The organism is Prosthecobacter sp., assembly GCF_044222565.1.
Classification (GTDB): Bacteria; Verrucomicrobiota; Verrucomicrobiia; order Verrucomicrobiales; family Verrucomicrobiaceae; genus Prosthecobacter.
Window position 1 is genome coordinate 85,008 of record NZ_JBGANA010000019.1, and the last position, 18,940, is coordinate 103,947.

At 60.0% G+C, this 18,940-nt stretch carries 11 protein-coding genes; 4 read left to right on the forward strand and 7 right to left on the reverse strand.

The window, feature by feature from the left end; translation table 11 throughout:
• Positions 1-9 precede the first annotated feature (9 nt).
• Positions 10-1,272 (forward strand): NPCBM/NEW2 domain-containing protein, encoded by a 1,263-nt coding sequence (locus ACILSR_RS23825; RefSeq protein ID WP_395752309.1) that lies wholly within the window; start codon positions 10-12, stop codon positions 1,270-1,272.
• Positions 1,273-1,276: 4 nt separating this feature from the next.
• Here the strand turns inward: ACILSR_RS23825 and ACILSR_RS23830 are convergent, their stop codons facing one another.
• Both ACILSR_RS23830 and ACILSR_RS23835 read right to left on the reverse strand, forming a co-directional pair.
• The gene (locus ACILSR_RS23830; RefSeq protein WP_395752310.1) at positions 1,277-1,696 is read right to left on the reverse strand and encodes a hypothetical protein; all 420 of its coding nucleotides are present in this window, start codon (positions 1,694-1,696) and stop codon (positions 1,277-1,279) included.
• A 582-nt stretch (positions 1,697-2,278) separates the two neighbouring features.
• Complete coding sequence (locus ACILSR_RS23835) at positions 2,279-4,633, reverse strand: neutral/alkaline non-lysosomal ceramidase N-terminal domain-containing protein (RefSeq protein ID WP_395752311.1); 2,355 nt, start codon at positions 4,631-4,633, stop codon at positions 2,279-2,281.
• Positions 4,634-4,910: 277 nt separating this feature from the next.
• Between ACILSR_RS23835 and ACILSR_RS23840 the strand changes: the two genes are divergently transcribed.
• The 3 genes from ACILSR_RS23840 to ACILSR_RS23850 all read left to right on the forward strand — a co-directional run bounded on the left by ACILSR_RS23840 (position 4,911) and on the right by ACILSR_RS23850 (position 9,643).
• On the forward strand, positions 4,911-6,749 hold the full coding sequence (locus tag ACILSR_RS23840; protein WP_395752312.1) for a hypothetical protein: 1,839 nt from the start codon (positions 4,911-4,913) through the stop codon (positions 6,747-6,749).
• 338 nt (positions 6,750-7,087) lie between these two features.
• Entirely contained in the window at positions 7,088-8,260 is a 1,173-nt protein-coding gene (locus tag ACILSR_RS23845; RefSeq protein WP_395752313.1) for a GDSL-type esterase/lipase family protein, read from the forward strand.
• Between the two features lie 9 nt (positions 8,261-8,269).
• The gene (locus ACILSR_RS23850; RefSeq protein ID WP_395752314.1) at positions 8,270-9,643 is read left to right on the forward strand and encodes a hypothetical protein; all 1,374 of its coding nucleotides are present in this window, start codon (positions 8,270-8,272) and stop codon (positions 9,641-9,643) included.
• Positions 9,644-10,285: 642 nt separating this feature from the next.
• On the opposite strand, the gene ACILSR_RS23855 is transcribed toward ACILSR_RS23850, so the two are convergent.
• The 5 genes from ACILSR_RS23855 to ACILSR_RS23875 all read right to left on the reverse strand — a co-directional run bounded on the left by ACILSR_RS23855 (position 10,286) and on the right by ACILSR_RS23875 (position 18,868).
• The gene (locus tag ACILSR_RS23855) at positions 10,286-11,542 is read right to left on the reverse strand and encodes a hypothetical protein (protein ID WP_395752315.1); all 1,257 of its coding nucleotides are present in this window, start codon (positions 11,540-11,542) and stop codon (positions 10,286-10,288) included.
• A gap of 834 nt (positions 11,543-12,376) precedes the next feature.
• Positions 12,377-13,513 carry an AAA family ATPase gene (locus tag ACILSR_RS23860; protein WP_395752316.1) on the reverse strand — a complete coding sequence of 379 codons (1,137 nt, stop codon included), beginning with the start codon at positions 13,511-13,513 and terminating at the stop codon, positions 12,377-12,379.
• 353 nt (positions 13,514-13,866) lie between these two features.
• The gene (locus tag ACILSR_RS23865) at positions 13,867-15,666 is read right to left on the reverse strand and encodes a DUF4838 domain-containing protein (protein WP_395752317.1); all 1,800 of its coding nucleotides are present in this window, start codon (positions 15,664-15,666) and stop codon (positions 13,867-13,869) included.
• Between the two features lie 200 nt (positions 15,667-15,866).
• Positions 15,867-16,667 carry an HpcH/HpaI aldolase/citrate lyase family protein gene (locus ACILSR_RS23870; RefSeq protein ID WP_395752318.1) on the reverse strand — a complete coding sequence of 267 codons (801 nt, stop codon included), beginning with the start codon at positions 16,665-16,667 and terminating at the stop codon, positions 15,867-15,869.
• A gap of 374 nt (positions 16,668-17,041) precedes the next feature.
• Positions 17,042-18,868, reverse strand: a complete 1,827-nt coding sequence (locus tag ACILSR_RS23875) for a phosphoenolpyruvate carboxykinase (GTP) (protein ID WP_395752319.1) — start codon at positions 18,866-18,868, stop codon at positions 17,042-17,044.
• Between the last annotated feature and the right edge of the window lie 72 nt (positions 18,869-18,940).

Sequence of the window (18,940 nt, forward strand, 5' to 3'; positions counted from 1 at the left end):
AGTATCATCATGAAGCATTTTGTTACATTTTTCGTCTTTGCGGTTCCATCGCTCCTTTTTGGATGGGGACAGCCGCATCATGCCATTACACGTGGGGCGCTGGAGGTGCTGCCGATGTGGCAAAAGGAGGCACTGGGTGGTGAATTGAAGCAGCTTGGAGACAACTACTGCATGATTCCGGACAACGTTTTTACGGACAAGGAAAACGCAAAGTATGCCAAGATGGAGTCAGTGCCGAATGAGGTCTACCTGAAGATCCTGCACCTGCCGACGCAGCAGCCTGAATATCTTGAGGCGATGCGTTACTTCATGGAGAAGGCGGTGGCAGCGTGGCGCGAGGGGAGGCAGGGAGACGCAGCGCGCTACATGGGGACGGTGTGTCATCAGATCGAAGATTACGGCAGTCCTTCGCACACGGTGCCGGGAGACAACATGTTCACCCTATTGCAGCAGTTTCTGCCGCCGAGTGAGGTGATGAAGGATCAGCTGATGCATGGGCCGATTGAGAACGGGGATTTCACGGTGAGCATTGAAGGGTATAAACCTGCACTGCTTGGCACGACGGTGAATGAAGCTGCATGGAGGCTCATGCACCGGGTGCATGAGGAGATCATCAATGCGCGGACCACGACGGTGCCGATCATGCAGGCGCTGTATGCTGGGGACCAGGAGGCGGTGGTGAGGCATCAGCTGCGGGCCGCGGAGATGGACGCCAAGGTGGTGGCGGATGCGGTTTATACCATTCTGTGCCTCGGGATGCAGCGTTTTGCCGCTGAAGAGCAGGAGATGCTCAAAGAGGTGCCGATAGGTGCTTTCTTTCCTTTAGAGGCAGCGAGTTTGTACTATCCGCAGGCGCAGTTTTTCAGCGCGCCGAACTGGGGGCATGCGCGAAGCGGGGTGATTTTGGCGGGCGGAAACAAGGCGGTTCCGCTGGAGTTGTGTGTCGGATTCAGCAAAAAGGAGTTCCAAAATGGGGTCAGTGCGGGGATGGGGAAGCCGCTGACTTTTTTGCTGCCGAAGGATGTTTATGGGCGGTTCAGGGTGCTGGCGGGGCTGCATCCGGAACTCGGCGAAAAGGGGCGGGTGGAGTTTACGGTGAGCGGGGATGGGAAGGTGCTGACGAGTGTGACTCTGAATGGGACGGACAATGCGAAGCTGATGGAGTGTGATGTGAGCGGGGTGACGGAGTTGCAGCTGGGGCTGACTTCGCGGGGGCTGGATGGGAAGAGCAATTATGCGATCTGGGCGGAGCCGACGCTCATCAAGAAGTGATGCGTTATGCGGCTCTCGGTTTGTACACCTTGAAGAGGATCAGGGCGAGGAGAATGCCTTGGGCGCAGGCGCTGATGATCCATTTCCAAACGATCTCGAGGGTGAAGGGCTGGACGGCGTAGCTGATGAGTGTGTGGGTCTGGCCGTAGAGGGCCATGAAGAGGCCGTATTTGATGGCGCAAGTGGCTTTGGCGTTTTGGGCGAAGCCGACAGCCCAGAGAGTGGTGAAGGTGATGGCAGCGAGGAGGTGGCCGGCGTGGAGCCAGCCCATGTATTTGCCGCTGCTCATCTCGGCTTCAGGACGCCAGAGCTCTTTTGTGGCACCGTAGAGGGGTGAGAGCCAGAGGCCGTGGATGAGGATGTCGGTGATGGAGAGGGCCACGAAGACAACGATGATGCTGATGAGGAGGCGCTTTATGTTCATGATGTGGGAGGAGTGAGGGACGGAGGGTATCAGAGTTGAAAATGGGAGTCGATGGAGAAAGAGGGGGCGGCGGATTGGAGTGATATGTGATTGCGGCGCGTGGATGCAGCGGAGCTGGCTGAAGACGCTGCTGGTAAGCGCTGGGTGCGACGGAGTGATGGGTTTGCTTCCTGGTCCTGATGCGATCGCCCAGGGAAGCACTCGCCAAGGCTCGGCATCCCTGGGCTGTATTACGCAGCCCCTTGGGGCTGGTGTGTTGCGGAGAGTATTGGGGGAAGAGTGCGGTGGCTGGTCACGGAGATGCAGAGTCGAGAGGAACGATAAGTCGAAGTTCGTCGATGGCATCCCGCGGAGCTCATTTCACTTAACACGCTGCCTCTCGCTCGGAAGTGATGGGCTCCGACGGCGGCTGGCTGGGGACAGCCAGCCCTACCTTTGGGACATGGGGCGAAGGCGCTTGCTTCTGGAAGCGGCGCGCTCGACACGGGCAGGATTGCCCGTTCTACTTGTCTAATGCGGCATCACCCCATTCCGGCCATCAGCGCAGGTAGTTGCTAAATTGAGTGCCGTTCCTGCCTGACATTATTTTAGCTTTTGATCGAGCCACTGGTAGGCGGCTTGGCGTTCGGCTTCGGGGAAGTCGTGGGGGGCGTCGGGGGTGAGGAGGGTGAGGTTGTTTTCGGCTTTGAGGAGGGTGTAGATTTCTCCTGCTTTGGTGAAGGCTTTGCGGACGCCGGTGATGTCGAAGTTGGAGTCGTGGAGGGGTGAGTTGGAGAGGACGGCGCGGGGGGCGATGGCGGCGAGGATTTCGTAGAAGTCGAAGGGGATTTTGTCGGCGTTGTTTTCGTAGACGTCGCGGATGCGGGGCATGTAGCGGTCGCTGGTCCAGCCGGCGACTTTGCCGCCGTAGTAGTCGTGGAAGGGGGTGAAGCCGCAGCTGGTGACGACGGCTTTGATGCGGTCGTCGAAGACGGCGGTGAAGAGGGAGTTGTGGCCGCCGAGGGAGTGGCCGATGACGCCGATGCGGTCTTTGTTTACCCGGGGCAATGATTGGAGGAGATCGACGGCACGCAGGTTGTTCCAGATGGCTTTCATGGAGCCGCTGGCGCGGTGTGCGCCCTGGGTTTTGAAGTCGTAGGGGTATTCGCCGAAGGAGGGGTAGTCGGGGACGAGGCAGATGTAGCCGCGTTCGGCGAGTTCGTGGGCGTAGTGGAGGGAGGGCTTGCCGCCGAGGCCAGCGGGTTCGTCTTTGCCGATGTTCGTGGTTTGATGGAGGCAGAGCATGGCGGGTGCTTTGGATGCGTCATGGGGGATGAGGAGCCATGCGGGGACGTGATCGCCGAGTTCGGGGGTGAAGTGGATTTTGCGGCGGAGGTACTTTTCTGTTTTCTCTTCGGAGATGATTTGGATGTTGAGCGGGGTCCAGCGGGAGGTGTCGTGGAGGGGGCCCATGACTTGCTGCATGTTGTTTTTGATGTCGGTGACGCGCTCGGCCCAGTCGGCGGCGGTTTGGACGGGGCGGCCGCGGACGGTGAGGAGATCGGAGTGATCTGGGTAAGCGATTGCGGCGGGTGATTCGAGAGGCTGGGGTTTTGAGGAGAGGAATTCTTTGGGCATCACGGTTTGCACGGCGGTCATGATGCGGTCTTCGACATCGGGGGCGAACTTGGTAGGGCGGTCGTAGTAGACCATGGCACCGGCACCTTCGTAGCCGCCTTCTTCGAGGACGCGGCGGGAGGGGACGTAGCAGGGAACGTCGTTGGAGTAGCCGTTGACCCACATGCGGGTGCGGTCGTATTCGCGTTTGATGCGGAGGGAGTAGTCCACGGTGATTTCGCCGGGGAGGAAGACCATGGCCATGTCGTCGCCGAAGCTCCAGCGTTGGACGAGGTAGGGTAGATGGGTGGGGATTTTTTCGCCGCGATCGAGGCGGGCGAGATTCTTTTTGGCGTGGTATGAAATGGCAGGGGTTTTGGAAGCGGCGAGGGTCTGCCATTCTTCGCGGGTGGGGAGGGTGTCGAAGGCGAGGTCGATTTGTTTGGCTTCGCAGGACAGAGGTGCGGATAGGGGTTTGAGGTCGCTGGTGGCGATGCGCTTGGCTTCGGCTCCGAGGTCTTCGCCGTATTGTTTGACGAGTTCCATGGTGCGGCGGGGATTGGGGTTTTGATCGGCACCGCAGCCGAGGGCGGTAAGGGCGATGGCTCCGGGGAATTCGCGCTGGAGGGCTTCCTGAGCGACGCCGGCCCAGTCGCCGTGGATTTCATCGATGCCGATGGTGGTGCAATGGCAGGCGTAGCTGGTGAAGATGGCGCGGACTTTGCCGTCGGTGCCGGTGACGCGGAGGACGGGGAGGTCGTGGTCGATGGGCTTGAGCTGGAAGAGGCGGCGGTTGGCGGCGAAGCCGACTTTGCCGATGCCCCAGGCGAGGGTGGAGGGCTTTCTATTTGCGAGGGCGGCGCGGGCGGCTTTTTCGATGTGGTCGGTGAGTTCGCGGGTGTAGCGCTCGATGGCGGGAAGGTGCTCCGCTGGGATGTCCATGCCGAAGAGATTGGGGAGCACGCCGATGAGCATGGGTGCGCAATGGGTGTGGCTGGAGCAGATGGCAAAGCGGGCGTCGGTGGCTTTGGTGTCTGCTTGGAGACGACGCAGGACTTCGGCGCGCATGGAGGCGGGGACGCCGACGTTGTCCACGGTGACGAGGATGGCGGGGCCTTCGTCGTCGGTGTCACTGCCGAGGGCGAGGGCTTTGGCGAAGATGTGCTGGGAGACGCCGGTGTTGGGCGCGCGGCGGTTGCCGTAGCCGCTGAGGCGGACCGGGTAGTCGGGGGTGATGTCTATGGAGGCGGCACCGGCGGGGTGGGTGATCTTTGTGTCTGCGGCGAGGGATGGGAGGGAGAGGAGCAGCAGCAGGAGGAAGAGGAGGAGGTGCCGGTTCATGTGTGTGCGGAGACTACGTGAGGGCGAGGCGGGGACTTGCTGGAGGGGGGATTGGTTCTCTGTTCTCTGTTCTCTGTTCTCTGTTCTCTGTTCTTGGTTTGCGATGGGGTGAGGGCAGAAAAATTATGGGCAGAAAAATTTCAGAGGCCGGATTTGGGGTCTGAGGTGGTGTGGGGATGCTGGACGAGATGAGGGGGCATTGTTTTTGAAAAGGGGATGGGCCACTATCAATGCATTGACATTTTGGGGGCTGGCGGAGAGGATGTTTTTTGTGAGCATGCGTTTCAAAGGATTCGGCCTGGCCGATGTGTTGTGTCTGCTGATCTTCAGTGGTGCGGGGGCATGGGCTGCGGAGAAGGAGGAGAGGCAGGCCTTGGATCTTGAAAGGCTGGTGCCGTTGATGCGGAAATACCAACTGCCGGAGCCGCCAGGGGATGCGTCGCTTGTTTTGGTGCATACGCATAGCTGGACCACGGCAGGCAAGGGCTCCAACAGCCGTGACCCAGCTTTTTACGCCCCCGCGTTTTTGCTGGAGAAGAAGGCCGGAGGACAGGTGGTGGTGATGCGGGGATGGGAAACGACGGAGGTCGAGGTGGCCAAGAAAACGGAGCCTTTGATCCGCACGTTTTCGCTCGAGGAACCCAAACCCAGGCTGGGAGGGTATCTTGCTTCATTTAAGGGCTCCGACAGTTTCATTACGGCGATTCAACTGGGTGCCAGAGGTGAAAATGAAACAGCCCAGTCGCTCTGGAAGAGCTATTGTGGCGGACTGGCGCGCTGGGCACCGGAGATGGCCTTTGATGTGGATTATCAAAAGGAGCAACTGGGTGAGGCCATCTTCATTCATTTCCTGAATGCTGCCCGTGAAGGCAGGATGGAGTGGAAGTTGGCGCGTGACCGTCTGAAGTCGTGTTTGATGGATTTCCCGGTCTTGGGCAGGGACGGGTATGTGGGCTCGCCGAAGGAGATCTATGAGAGGCTTGATCTGGCCGTGGAAGCAAAGTCTGCCAAGGCTGGCTCGGTCGAGGATCTGCTGGTGAGATGGTCGAGGACTCCAGGCTCAAGCGCTTTTTACAGCATCTGGGAAAACCCGTGCGGGGAGGTGGAGTCGAAACATGAACCGGCGCGGCAGATTGTGATGCGAGGCTATGCGGCCATTCCAGAGCTGGAACTTCTGACGAATGACCGGCGATTCACCGCGCGCACGATTTTTAGCATGGGAGCACGAGCCAGGCCCATCGAATGCCCGATGCGGCTGGGCCAGCTGGCAGAGGATCTTCTCAAGGGATTGCGTGGATCGCTCAAAAGTGTTGAGGGTGTGAACGAAGCAGACGGGCTGGCCTCGGCCGTCTTTGAATACAAGGACAAACGCATCCAATCTGTGAATGAGACTCCCCTGCGGATTCTGGCGGCGAAATATCCTGAGCGTCTGGCGCCTCTGTGCACCGAATTCACGCAGCACGCGCCTGAGGATCTTCATCCCAATCATCTTGTGGGAGTGATCGCGGAGGCGGCGCTTCCCAAGGATGTGCGAGTGAGCACGCTGGGGGAGTTTGCCAAACATGGCTCACTGACACAAAAGCACTGCGCGCTGCAAGGTCTCGCCACGCTGGACGAGGCTGCGACACTGGAACTGCTGCTGCCGATTTTGCGCAAGCTGCCGAGGGAGGCAAATGGCCGCTACTGGACCTGTCCTGAGGCGGCATTTACGTATGTGGTCAAAGAAGTTTCGGATGTGCGCGCTTGGAGTGACTGCCTCAAAGCCGCCAAACGATCGACGGTAGGACTGAGGATGGAGATGATGAACTCGATGAGCTATGGCTGTAATGATAATGAGGAGCTATGTCGAGACCTGCGGCTGGCGTTTTTGGCTGCTTTTCTGGATGACGACGAAGTCAGGAATCGAACCACGAATGGCAAAAAGTACGATGGGCCGTGTGCGGCGTTTCGCTTTCTTAAAATTCAGGTGAGGAATTTTGCGGCGATGCAGGTGGCGTCTGTTTTGGAGATGGGGGAAGAGCCGGATGAGTATTGGGATGCCGGGCAGTGGTCAAAGCTGCGGGGGAAAGTGAGGGCGAGGCTGCTGGAGATGAAGCTGCCGGCGCTGGCACCGTAGCCTGGCTCCAAGATGGCATTCAAAGGTGGATTCCATTTGCCTGGTTGAATCGAATCATCGTTGGCGTAACGAAGCGAATATATGCACCGCGGAGGGCAACGGTCTGGAGTTGCGGAGGCCTTGTTTTTGGCAAGGGAATGGAGAGCAATGGAATGGGCTGAATCCAGGCGATTATTCCGCCGATAATGGCAGGAGGCAGGCTGAAGCGCAGTGTTTTAACCACCGATCGGACACTCATAAGGCACTAATTAAATGCGGAAATATTGGATGCTGGTCTCTTGATTTGGAGGCTGGGTGGCGCATGTGGGGACTTGGTTTTAGCACTCCCCTTCTCTCCGATGAAAAGCTTTCCGTGCCTCTGGCTCGCCATTCTTGCGTCTATCTCGTTCCAACCTGATGCCGATGTCCATGCGGAGGCACCTGTGACCACTCCTTCGATCAGGGAGCGTGGCATGGTTTCTCATGGGGACATGAGCCGGTTGGCGGCGGTCATGGCGAAGGCTCGGCGAGGGGAGGAGATTTGTGTGGCGGCGATTGGTGGATCGATCACCGCAGGGGGCTTGCAGACGAAGGACCCGAAAAATCGCTACATCGCGAGGGTGGCGGATTGGTTCACGCAAACCTTTCCCAAGGCGAAAGTGCGCTTTGTCAATGCAGGCATTGGCGGCACGAACTCGCTCTACGGTGCCATGCGGGTGCAAAGGGATGTGCTGAGCAAGAAGCCTGACCTTGTCATTGTGGAGTATGCGGTGAACGACAACCATCCGGTGCCGATGTTCTGGGGCAGCTATGAGGGCGTGCTGCGGCAGATCCTGCGCGAGCCGCAGCAGCCGGCCGTCGTCCAGATGTTCTTCATGCAGAGGAAGGGAGAAAACGCGCAGGAGAGTCAGCACATGCTTGGCCGGCATTATGATCTGCCGATGGTCAGCTTTCGCGATGCGTGGTGGCCGGAGATTTACAGCGGACGCACCAAATGGGAGGTGATGTATGCCGATGTGGTGCATCCGAATGATACGGGACACATTCTCGCTTCGGAGCTTTTGATCGCTCTGCTCAATGACGTGAATCGCAATCCGCCAGCAGCCACCAGCGCGTCAGTGAGCCGTGAGAATCTTCCTCCGCCGATGATCACGGACCTTTTTGCCAACTGTCGCTATGCCCAAGGCGCCGACTTGAAGCCCACTCAAAACAGCGGCTGGACCCAGACCCCGGACGGCACCAAGTGGGAAAGCCCGGCTGCGACTGATGGCGGGATCGAGTTTAGTTTCGCGGGCAGGCTGCTCTTTGTGGGATACGACATTGTTGAGGACGCGGAACGTTTTGCCACTTTCTCCATCGATGGAGGCAACCCGCAGCCTTTGAAAAAGAGCCCCAACCGATTGCCGCTGGCGGAGGATTTGTCACCAGGACAGCACCGTGTGCGCATTGATTTCGCTGGCAGCAAGGTTCCCCAAGGATCGAACGCCAAGGTCCGCGTCTGGGCGGTCGGTGCGGCAGGAGCCTCGGAGTGAACAAGACCTATGAAAAAATTCATCGTTATCGTCATCAACCTGATGCTCGTAGCGTCGAGCTTGCTTGCAGCGGAACCGGAACGCATCGCGATCCTGCTGCGGGAACCAACGCATAAGGCGCTCGCCGAGCCGCTTAGCACTTACATGGCGGATGTGGAGGCGCGCTTTCCGGTGAAGGTGAGGCTCATCGTGCGCGACTGGCAGACTCCGCAGGAAGTGCGTGCGGCCATCAAGAGCTTGCACAAGGAGAGTGGCGTCTCTGGGGTGGTCCTCATTGGGGCGATGCCGATGCACGCGTTCTTCATGCATGAGCATCCGAATCCCAATCCGCTCTACTATGAGGACTTCGATCTTGAGTTCGTGGACAACAACAAGGACGGCGTGGACGACGCCTACAAGGGCACACCGCAGTTGAAGATCTGGGTCGCCAACATCCGCGCAAGTGAGAAAGCGCAGGATGATGACATACCCGCGCTGCGGCGGTTCTTTGCAAAGACGCACGACTACTACACCGGCAGAGTGGTGCCGGAACTGCGCACGCTGCTTTTCAGCACGGAGGTTCCCTCTGAGGAATGGCCGGGGACAGGCGAATGGTTTAAGCGGCGCGGTGGCGCGCGGTTTTCAGCGCCAGAGAATGTGACGCTGCTGGAGGGGAAAGAATGCACGCACAAGGCTGCGCTGGAGGCTTTCCAAAAGCACAGCTACTCGCTCACCTGCGTGGCGCTGCACTCGGATGAAACAGGCCACGCGCTGGACGACGAGGATCTCTTTGCGCATGAGATTGCCGAGATGAAAACGGGATCTCTCATCACCATCAGCCATGGGTGCTTCGCCGCCAACTGGAACAAGACTGCGCATGACAACAACGGCCCCAACTGCGGGCTGAGCTGGGTTTTCGGCAATCATCTGGGGCAGGCGGCAGTCGCCCAAGTGCGCAGCGGCGGCGTGGGTTTTGATGACCTTATCTATGAGCGGCTGCGTGCCGGAGAGTACCTGGGCAAAGCGTACCTTCCGTGCAAGCAGGCCCATGAAATCGAACATGCGCCGGGAGATCATGTGCCCGGCGACATTGTCTCAGGCATTCTGCTGATTGGGAACCCTTTCCTGGAGCTCAAGCCTGTGAAACGCGAAGCGAATGCCAAGTCACCGCGTTTGGTGATCCGGAACGCGGTGTATGGTGATCTGGCCAGCAACGCCGTGGTCAACGTGACGCAAAAGGTGGCGGACTGGATCGAAGATTCGCTGAGCGTTGCAGCCACTGCTGAGAATTTTGGCGATCCTGCCAACGGCATCGAGAAGCAATTGAAGGTCGATTACACGTTGGATGGTGTGGATGGAACGGTGACTCTTGAAGAGGGGCAGTTGCTGAAGATCGGGAAGTGATGGTGTTTCGACATCGAGAATGCGGCGTGGTGATTTTGCCAGTCTTGCGAGGCAGGCGCGATACCACCAGCGCTGGCGGCAATGTGAGGACGAAGTGTGCGATTCACCCCGCGAAAGCGGTGTCGGCGATGCAGGCTAGCGCCGTGCATCTCTGCCACCGCAGTACAAGGCGCTGGCGCGTTGATTGGCGGGTCTTGAGCGTTGGAATGCAGGATGCCAATTCTTAACCGATTTTACTTCGCTTGAGCAAAGGCCTAGAGGATGATGGGCTTGCTGCTCGTGAACGCTGGGTGGCTGAAAGCTTCTCGCATACCTCCGGCATGCGAACTTGAGCACTGTGATCATCATCCGCGGGTCCGGTGGTTTTCGCTCGGCGAGCCTCGCTTCACCACCGGCTATTTTCTCTGCTCCCTCCGGGAGATTAGAGCAAGACCGCGTGTGGATGGAATGACCTGATCTTGGAAGAATGTTGTCACCCTATGATGCAAGTCTCAATAAGTCGGTCTGAGGGCGCTGGCCGGATTTCGGCTAAGCCGGTGGTCGGATTCCGGTTGAAGCCGGTACTACAATACGGCGCTGGGTGACGCGGGAGCGCTGTGCATGAGCGGAGTGCTGCGGGCTCGGAGGCCCGCGCTCCAGGCCTTAGTTATTTGCGGGGGGCTTGGGTTTGAGGAAGAGGACTTCGGCGCGGTCGATCCAGCCTTTGCGGAGGTCCATGCGGAACCAGCCGTCGGTGTTCTTTTTGTTGATGCGGCAGCCGCTGCGGGGGCCGAATTCACTGAGGTCGTACTGGGCCCAGGTTTTGCCCATGTCGGGGGACCAGATGATGCCGCATTTGTAAGTGGATGCGGGGGCGCAGTGGGTGGCGACGAAGACGCCGTCCTGCAGGATCATGTTGGCGGATTCAAACATGGGATTGAAGAGGAGTGTGTGCTTGGAGACGTCTGTGATGTCCTGGGGGGAAGTGACGAAGATGCCGCGGTCGTGGCGGTTGGCGAGGGCGGGGCCGTTGGCGTCGGCGATCCAGTAGAGTTTGTCGCCGAGGAAATTGAGGCCGCCGCATTTGAAGCGGGAGTTGGAATTGACGGAGATGAGGAGTTTCCAGTCCCAGCTGTCGGCAGTGCCATTGTAGGTGCCGCGGAGCCAGTGGCATTCGTTGCCGTGGCCGCGGTCGATGTCTCCGGTGACGGCGTAGAAGGCGTTCTCGGCGGGATTGTAGGTGACGTTGTGGACGTGGCGGGCGATGAGGGTGTTATTCGAATCGCCAAGGAGGGGGGCGGTGGGTGGGGCGTCTTTTTGCTGGAACTTGGGATTCTGGCCGAAGGAGTAGGCGAGTTTGACGGTCTGGCCGGCGTCTGTGGAGTAGTAGATGTTTACGGGGACGGGGCCGCCGATGACGTTGCAGTAATTTCCCCAGACGAGCATTTCTTTGCCTCCTACTTCGAAGCAGTGCTCGCCATCGAGGGAGTGGAAGTACCAGCCGGGTTGATCGGGCCTGACGGGGGTGTGGGGGAGGTAGTCGGTGCCGTCAGATTTTTTGACGGTGATCTCGCGATGGGTTTTCAGGTTGTCGGTGGAGAGGAAGAGGTGCTGGCGGGTGGCGAAGAGGATGCTGCCGTTTTTGAGGATGACGCTGAAGGTGATGTTTTCGGCATCGGGGAATTCGGCGGTGTGGGGCCAGGTGGCGCCGTTGTCCTCGGAGAGGAGGATACGGGTGCCTTTGAAGGCGAAGGCTTTGTTGTCCCGCTGGGTGTCGATGTAGGGGGCATCGCTGGAAGGCATGCGGTAGAGGAAGTGCTCGGTCTCGCCGGTGATGGCGGGGGTGGGTTCGGCGCGAGCGTGGAGAGGGAGGAGCGCGGGGAAAAGGAGGAGGAAAAGGGCGAGAAGGTGGCGTTTCATGTGTGTGCGGGAGAGTACGTGGGGGGAATGGGGGTGCTTGCGAGTTGTGGAGCAGCGGCGAGGCCGGCTGGAAGCCGGCGCTCCCAGTACGGAAGGGGGCGAGGATCGCGTTTTGCTGATTTAACGGAGGATGGAATGGACTAAAATATCGTGGTATTTCGTGATACTATGGGGTCTGGCGGTTGCTTGACTGTGAGGGGGGCTTGAGGTGGTGAGGGTGCTGGGTGGCTGATGGCGAGTGGAGGTAGAAAGATTCGGGGTAGAAACATTTTCCGGATTGGGAGGGGTGATGTGGTGGCGGTGTTGATGTTTTGCGGAACGATGGGCTGGCGCTGGGAAGAGAGGTGGAGGGATTCACAGGGTTTTTTTGTGAGGGCGGAGGCCCAGATGCCGCACTCGGAGAGTGCGGACCACTCCACGGGTGCGCCGTTCGGGGGCGGTGGGTGTTTTAGGACTTGAATGCTGTGCCTGGAGGCGGCGTCAGAATGGGGGCATCAGCGATTGGGTGTGCTCAAGAGACTTGGACCTTTGCGCGGGCCACGAGACATTCGAAAGCGCCGGAGGGCCGGCGCACTCCAAAACGCTGGCGCGAAATGCGGTGTCTCCTGAATGCCTTGCGCGATGTTTTCAAGCACTGACGGTGTGGCGGTGGCCGGAGGGGCGAGGTGCCTTAAGAGGGAGGACGCGGCGCGCTGGGTGACGGCACTTGGCAAGTGCCGCTCCTTGGGTTGCTCACGCGTGCATTTCGGCGCTCCTTGGGGTGCTCACGCGGTGCCTTTAGGCGCTCATTGAGTTGCCCTCGCGAGCATTTGGACGGTATCAGGGGCGTTGGGTTTATGGTGCAGCGTGTGGCTGCTCACTTTCATCGTCATCGTCGTCGAAGATGTAGCAGGCGCGGGAGTATTCCTGGCCGAGGAGGCGGGTGTCTCCGTGGCGCATGGTGAGTTCTTGGACGCGGACTTTGCAGAGGGTGGCGAGGGCAGTGCAGAGGGGCTGGGAGTGGGAGATGATGAGGATCTGGGAGTGCTCTGAGGCGGCGAGGACGAGATCGGCGAGGGCGGGGAAGACGGAATCGTTGAGGCTGGTTTCGGGCTCGTTGAGGACGAGGAGCGGGGGTGGGCGGGGGCTGCAGAGAACGGCGGCGAGGGTGATGAACTGGAGGGTGCCGTCTGAGAGCTCGTGACCGGCGAGGGTGCGGGGAAGATCGTGGGCCTGCCAGGCGAGGTGGAACCAGTCGCCGCACTCGATGTGGAGGCGGGAGCCGGGGAAGGCCTGCTGCAAGGCAGCATGAAATACCATGCCTTGGTTTGATTCGTTGATGGTCTGGATGACGGAGGGGAGATTGGAGGCGTCCTCGGCGAGGACGGGGGACCAGCAGCCGCGAACTGGCCGACGCGCTGGGGCGTCGGGGTCGGTGCGCATGGCGTGGTAGAAGCGCCAGCGCTCAAGGGTGAGGCGTGCGTGGAGGAGCGAGGGGTAGCTTTCGAGGTCGCGGATGAGGGCGAGCATGGACTCTGGGGAGCCGATGGGCTCGGCGAGGGTGTGCATGGTGCCTTTGGAGTCGGCGAGGCGAACCTGACAGCGGGTGCGTTTGGCGAGGAGTTTTTTGCCGTTGCGGAGGGCTTCGAGCTTGATGTCGGGGTCGAGCTTGAAGGCGGTGAGATCGCCAGGGGCGGCGGGGCGGAGGCCGCACTCAAACTCGTAGGTGAAGGCGGCGGAAATGACTTCGGCGGAGAAGGTGGTGAGGCGGGCGTGCTCTTTGTTTCCGGCCCAGAGGAGGCTGCGCATGCCGCCTTCTGTAGCAACGGCTTCGGTGAAGTCGCCACGGGCGAGTGCGGAGAGGAGGCGGAGGGAGCGGTAGATGTTTGTTTTACCGACGCCATTGGCTCCGCGAATGACTGTGACGCGGCCGAGGCGGAGACGGAGATCGCGCAGGGAGCGGTAGCCGGAGAGGCGGAGGGAGTGGAGCATGGGGGGAATGGGAACGGGGTGGGCGGGATGTCCAGTGGCGCTGTGCTTTGGCCGCGTGTGGAAAGTGGGATTGGAGACCCGCTTTGGAAGGTTCTGTGCGGGTGGTGAATGGGACTCGGGTTAAGGCCCCATCGGGGCTGGTGCATCTCTTGGGCCGCACAGCCTCCAGTGTGGTAATACAAGCGTTTTGTGACGGCGATATCCGCTCAGAGGACTGAGCGGACCACTTTGCTGACGTCTCTTTCGTGAACTCCGTGGATGTTTTCCCCCTTGGGGCGACCACACTATCATTTAAATGCTATCGCCAAGGTGATTCTGCAGTTTACGAGGCGGTGCGAAGGAACGGCAGACCTTCAAGGGGCGCGGTATTCGCCTTTCCAGATGGGGCCGTGATCGAGGCCGGCGGGATCTCGATAGAGGCTGGAGGAGGATTCCATGGCGCGCATGAAGTCGGCGAAGGCTGCGTCATCGCGGTGGAAGACGGACTTCAATTCTCCGCTGATGAGTGAGGCCTTGCGCAGCGCGAAGTGAAGCTGCGTGAGATTGTCGCCAAACATGGCGAGACGGGCGCGCTGGTGGTCGGTGGCGCATTCAGCCTGTGCGGCGAGGTAATGCTGCTCGATCTGAGGAAACAGCGGTGCGTAAACGGACTGCATGACGTCTTCGTTTACCTCATACTGGCTGCCTTTGTAGGCGAGCGGTTGAGCTTGTTTGTGTGCGAGCATTTTGGCGTCAAGTTCCTGATACATGAGGCGCATGTGACGCCAGCCGGGGCCGTAGGCGCGCTGCAGCCACTCGTCGAGGGCAGCGCTGAAGTTGACTTTGGCGTCCCACATCTGCCGGGCGAGAAGGTAATTGATGGGAGCATGAACGCCCCACGCATTGGCACCGACCATACGCGCTCCCCAGGCCTTGTATTTGGCCGCCGTGGGGAGCTCCAGCTCCAAGATGCTGAGGGAAGGCGGCAGTGGTGCGCCATGGTAGCTGCGCATCCAGGTGGAGTAGTTGTGATAGCAGAGATGGCCGGTGGAGCTGCTCCAGCGTTTCATGATGTCTGGGAACTCGGCGCGGTAAGCTGGCTTGAGGAGGCCGTAGCCGTAGTAGTTCAGAGGAGCCCAGCAGAGGCTCATGTTGTCGGGCATCTTGAGAGTCTCATCGGGAGGATACTGGTAGTTGTAATAGACGAAGCCGCCGAGGCGATGGCCGGGGCGCTCGCGCCCGATGATGCGGGCGACTTCGTTGTAAAAAGTGAGGATGGCGAGCGCGTGACCGGGCTTTCCGTGCGGGTCTTTGGAAACGAGCTTTGCGCAGCGCTCGCAGGTGCAAAATCCGCCGCCGTCCGTGGGCGAGATGCTGGTCATCTCGCGCTTTGGATTGCGGTCGATGGATTCGATCACGCGTTTGGCGAAGAGGTCCACGAGGCCGGGCGCGGTGGTGCAAAAGAAAGTGACCTTGCCTTTGCGCTCGAAGCTGCCGCTGGATGGTTTCCACTCGGGATGCGCGGCGAAGTCATCGGGGCGCAGGTAGTCGTCCCAGGAGTGGCCATAGGCGGTGGTGAAGGGATGAAAGCCGTTGGTGAGGCGGTGATGGCGGAGCCAGAGCGAGGGAGCTGTGGGCGGGAGGCGCGGATTTCGAGGGTCGGTCTCGCCGACAGCGGCGAGGGCACGGGTGGCAAAGGCTGGCGCTCCTTTCAAGGGCTGTGCGAGGGTGACGCGGATGCTTTGGACATGAGGGACATCGAGGCCGAGATCTCCGGGGAGCAGCCAGCGGGCACCGGCGAAGCGCTCGAGGAATTCCATGGCACCGAAGTAGGTGCCATGGCTGGGAACAAACCACGCGTCCGGCTTGGCGGGGGCGAGGTCGTCGTTTCCTGCGATGATGATGTCGTCGCCTTCCAGCCGAATCTCGAAACCATCATGCGGGAGGGTGCTGTCTGAAACGATGCGCAGTGCAGGAGCGAGAGCGGGATCTGTGGTGATGACCAAGGTCTTGCCGGTGGCCTGCTGAATGACCTGCTGAAGCTCGAGCGCGGCTTGTTTGGCGGTCTCAGGAGCATCGGCGGCATGATGAATGACGTGGCGCGCGCCGAGGATGACTTCAGCCGCGGGCGCGGTAACAGCGAAGAGGCAGAGAAGGAAACCGAGAAGACGCATGGGAAGATGAGGATACGGTGATGCCGAGGCGAATTTTGGCGTACCGGACCGTGTTCAGGTCTTTGCACAGGGGTTGCGCATGAAGCGGCATACGAAGGCGAGGCACCCATCCGGAGGACAAAAAGGACAAAAAGGACACCGGACTCATAACAGCCAGATGTTCTACCTCTGTTCATGCGTCAGCCTTGGCTTGGCCGGATTCAGCCTTTGCGCAGCGCGCCGAAGACTTGGGTGAGGGCGTCTTTGAGGAGGGAGCTGTCGTTGGAGTGGCAGATGAAGCGGGCGCCTTGTTTGATGGCGCGGAGCTGCTGCTCGGTTTTGCCGAACCAGGAGCCGGCGGGGATGTGGCGCTTGTCGGCGGCATCGATGACTTTTTGGACAGCGGCGATGAAGTCGGGGTGGTCGTACTCGTTTGGGATGCCCATGTTGGTGGTCATGTCGTTGGGGCCGATGAAGAGGGCGCTGACGCCGGGGATGGCGCAGATGGCGTCCAAGTTTTGCAATGCGAGGACGGATTCGATCATGGGAACGAAGAGGGTGTCCGCGCATTTTTGCTCGATGTAGTCGCGGGTTTTATCGCTGGGCCATTTGTTTTCCTTGATGGCTTTTTCGAGGGCGACGCCTTTGAGGGGGCGATAGACGGCGGCGGCGGCGAGGCGTTTGATGAGATCGATGTCTTCGGCGTAGGGGATGACGACGCCGTCGAAGGAGTCGCAGACTTTGGCGACGTCGTCGGGATCTCGGCTGTGGGTGCGGGCGAGGCAGGCGATGCCTTTGGCGGCGAGGGCGTAGCGGAGGGGCATGAAGTCGGCGATGTCGAGAGCGTTGTGCTCGGCGGTGACGATGACAAAGTCGAGGGTGTCATCGGGGATGAAGTCAACGATGGCAGGGACGACGGCGTGCTGGACGAGCATGCCGAAGACGGTGTGGCCCTTCATCATTTTTTCCTTGAGGAGGTGGGCGGGCTTGGATGCGGTGGGGGAGTAGGGAGCGGTGGGCATGGTGGATGCTGGTATGAAGTGATGCGGCTCACGCAAGGGGGCAGGGCGCGGGTGGTCCGCGGGTGGGGATTGTAAACTGGGAACTGAAAACTGAGAATTGCAAATTGGCCGGAGGGGGCGGTGCTGGAGCGCGAGCACGCCAAGGCGCCGCACATGGAATGTGCGGACCACTTCACGCTGAGGCACGCGGGTGTTGCTTACGACGCGAAAGCGGTGGCGCGGCGCTGGGCTCGCGCACACTGTGAGCGTGTGAGATGCGTGGGGAGGCGGTCGGTGCGGGCAGGAGTGCCCGCATCACTTCGGAAAGCGAGATGACGTTTTTGACCTTGTAGAGACGCTGCATGCATCTCGCGGAGCGAGATGGGTACTGTGCCCTACATGCGGCAGATGAGGAGCTCGCGTTCGTAGATGAGCTCTTTGGGGAGGTGGCTCTTGAGGTCGAGGAAGAGTTCTTCGTGGGAGAGGATCTCGGCGCGCCAGGCGGCGCGGTCGAAGTGCTGGAGTTCTTCGAATTTTTCTTTGGGGAAGTCGAGGCCTTTCCAGTCGATGTCGGCGTAGCTGGGGACCCAGCCGACGGGGGTTTCCTTGGATTTGCCGTGGCCGTTGGCACGATCGACGATCCATTTGAGGACGCGCATGTTTTCGCTGAAGCCGGGCCAGAGGAATTTGCCGTTGGCGTCTTTGCGGAACCAGTTCACGTGAAAGATGCGCGGGGTCTCGCTGAGAGTGCGTTGCATGGAGATCCAGTGGCGGAAGTAGTCGCCCATGTTGTAGCCGCAGAAGGGGAGCATGGCCATGGGATCGCGGCGTACTTTGCCGATGGTGCCTGCGGCGGCGGCGGTCATCTCGCTGCCCATGGTGGCGCCGGTGTAAACACCGCCGCTCCAATTGAAGGCCTGATAAACGAGGGGCATGGTGGTGGCGCGACGGCCGCCGAAGATGATGGCGCTGATGGGCACGCCTTCGGGCTTTTCCCAGTCGGGATCAATGGTGGGGCACTGGGAGGCGGGGGCGGTGAAGCGTGAGTTTGCGTGGGCGGCCTTGGTGCCTTTTTCTTTGGCGATTTCAGGCGTCCACATGTTGCCCTGCCAGTCGGTGCATTGCGCAGGAGGTGTATCGGTCATGCCTTCCCACCAGACGCCGCCGTCTGGAGTGAGAGCGACATTGGTGAAGATGGTGTTTTTCCGCAGCGAGGCCATCGCGTTGGGATTGGTCTTGTCGCTGGTGCCGGGAGCGACACCGAAGAAGCCGGCCTCGGGATTGATGGCGTGGAGACGGCCATCGGCCCCGGGTTTGATCCAGGCGATGTCATCGCCAACGGTCCAGACTTTCCAGCCTTTGTCCGCGAAATGCTTCGGCGGAATGAGCATGGCGAAGTTTGTTTTTCCGCAGGCGCTGGGGAAGGCGGCGGCGACGTAGGTCTTTTTGCCTTTGGGATCTTCGACGCCGAGGATGAGCATGTGCTCGGCCATCCAGCCTTCATCGCGAGCCATGGCGGAGGCGATGCGGAGGGCGAAGCATTTTTTGCCGAGGAGGGCATTGCCGCCGTAGCCGGAGCCGTAGCTCCAGATCTCGCGCGATTCGGGGAAGTGGACGATGTATTTCTCCTTGTTGCAGGGCCAGGGGACATCCTTCTGGCCTTTTTTGAGAGGCGCGCCGACGGTGTGCATGCAGGGGACGACGCGCTTCTTTGAGGTGTCGATTTTCTCGAAGACCTTTTTGCCGATGCGCGCCATGATGCGCATGTTGACCACGACGTAAGGGGAGTCGGTGAGCTGGACACCGATCTGGGACATGGGCGAGTCGATGGGGCCCATGCTGTAGGCGAGGACGTACATCGTGCGACCGCGCATGCAGCCATTGAAAAGCTTGCGGAGTTTCTCCTTCATTTCGAAGGGGTTGACCCAGTTGTTGGTGGGGCCGGCGCCGTCCTTGGAATTGCTGCAGATGAAGGTGCGCTCCTCGACGCGGGCGACGTCGCTGGGGTCTGACTTGGCGTAGAAGCAGCCGGGCCAGGTTTTTTGATTCAAGCGGATGAAAGTGCCAGCTTCGACCATTTCATTGCAGAGGCGGTCGTATTCGGCCTTGGAACCGTCAACCCAGTGGATGCGGTCGGGCTTGCAAAGGGCTGCCATCTTTCCGACCCAGCGCTGAAGGTGAATGTTTTTGCTGAGAGGTTTTGATGATGGGATAGGTGTCATAAGAGAACAGATTTATGGACACCTGACTGAGGCGGAATTCGTGCCAAAAGTCCACTGTATAAGCTTCGCTTA